Consider the following 1,508-nt stretch of genomic DNA (forward strand, 5'->3'; position numbering starts at 1 on the left):
CTTTTAAACTATCGAGCATCAATTGTAGTTCTTCTCTGTTTGTTGTTGCTCCGCTTGTTTTCTCTTCATACACATGATCACATCCATAATCATTTAGCTGTTTCAACTGCCTAGCTAAATTTTGTTCTTGTGTAGAAACACGAGCATAACCACTTATCATAATATCTTCCCCTTCGTCCGTTAACGTGTTCGGAAATTAATTCTAAGTACATAACACCATTTATTTTCCGTATATGTAAACAGGACGTTGAGAAGTATGATAAATCCGTTGACTCTTTTACGTCCGTATAGGGTAGACCTAAACAGGACATTTAACTATCTCTATTTTYGTTCGTTGTGTTCGTTTGTTTTGTTAGACCTTAAATCGAATTGCAACTACATTCTTCGTATTTAATACGTATTAATTTAGAAAACCCATAAACAAAAAAAGAGTGCTGTGAAGAAGCACACTCATTCAAAGGAATTTACCAATCTCGACGATTATCGCGATCACAGTCACAGTCACGATCATGATTACGTCTGCGACGGCATTCATCACAATCGCAGTCACGGTCACGTCTACAACGACGGTCATCACAATCTCTATGTCTGCGTCTGCAAAACATTAAATCATCCCAAAATCTATTACAATCTCTGCAATGTCTGAAATTACAATTACATCCCATAAATATAATTACCTCCTCTCAACTCTAGGATTCCTCATATTCTATGCTAAAAAACAAAAACAGCTTGTTTACTAGTCTATTTTCTGCATTTTAAAGTAACAATATTATTATCTAATCTTTAAGTTTCAAATCTATTTCACCCCTTATCTTTCCTTAACAACAAACAAGACGCTACCCAGATTACGGCAGCGCCTAACATAACGAACTAATGATTCAAGTTTTCTTTTTCTATAACGACACCTTTATAGTATCGTTATCAATTTTTTCAAAAACCATACTTTTAAACCTAGTCTTGAAAATATTACTTTTAAATGGCATTTGCTGTGTACCAACTGCTAAAGGGCTTAAAATGCTATTTTCGTTTTTAAGAATATTAATTACACTTTGTTGCAGTTCAGAACTAAACTCTCTTATAAAGTGGTCATAATCATCCTTTGGTAATGCTCTCTCTAATTCAGTAAAGTCAAATTTCATTTTATTTTATTTTCCTCCTCTCGTCTATATAATTTTTCGACAAGTAAGAAGGTATTCCTACATATTATCCAAATGTCCATTTTGTACAAAATAAAGAGCACCTTACGATTGCAGGTGCTCAAATATATGAAGTGGGGCTATCCCACACTCCAATATATGCTTGTCCTTATTAAAAAGTGCAAAATAAAAAGAGTACCCGTCATTAGGTACCCTTCAACCAATAAGTATGGCGCTCCAAGTTTCACCTCATATGATAACTCGTCCCACGAATTCATCATATGCTTGTCTTTTTAGAATGTTCACTGGTTTAATGTATAATTTCTATATAACAAAGAAAAAAAGGGTTCTGGTGCAAAAATAAAACAAAAG

Annotated in this window: 3 protein-coding genes; all 3 read right to left on the reverse strand. The window is 33.8% G+C overall.

The window, feature by feature from the left end:
* The coding region (locus AC1DTM_RS26090; protein WP_477001245.1) for a recombinase family protein at nt 1–160 on the reverse strand (160 nt) is incomplete at its 3' end.
* Between the two features lie 304 nt (nt 161–464).
* Entirely contained in the window at nt 465–665 is a 201-nt protein-coding gene (locus AC1DTM_RS26095) for a hypothetical protein (protein WP_071772484.1), read from the reverse strand.
* A gap of 228 nt (nt 666–893) precedes the next feature.
* Nucleotides 894–1,139 (reverse strand): hypothetical protein, encoded by a 246-nt coding sequence (locus AC1DTM_RS26100; protein ID WP_002161227.1) that lies wholly within the window; start codon nt 1,137–1,139, stop codon nt 894–896.
* Between the last annotated feature and the right edge of the window lie 369 nt (nt 1,140–1,508).

The organism is Bacillus sp. P4_D3, assembly GCF_056401855.1.

Excerpts from the sequence above, each read along its gene's own strand:
- AC1DTM_RS26095 (WP_071772484.1), bottom strand. The coding sequence starts at position 665 with ATGGGATGTAATTGTAATTTCAGACATTGCAGAGATTGTAATAGATTT.
- AC1DTM_RS26100 (WP_002161227.1), bottom strand. The coding sequence starts at position 1,139 with ATGAAATTTGACTTTACTGAATTAGAGAGAGCATTACCAAAGGATGAT.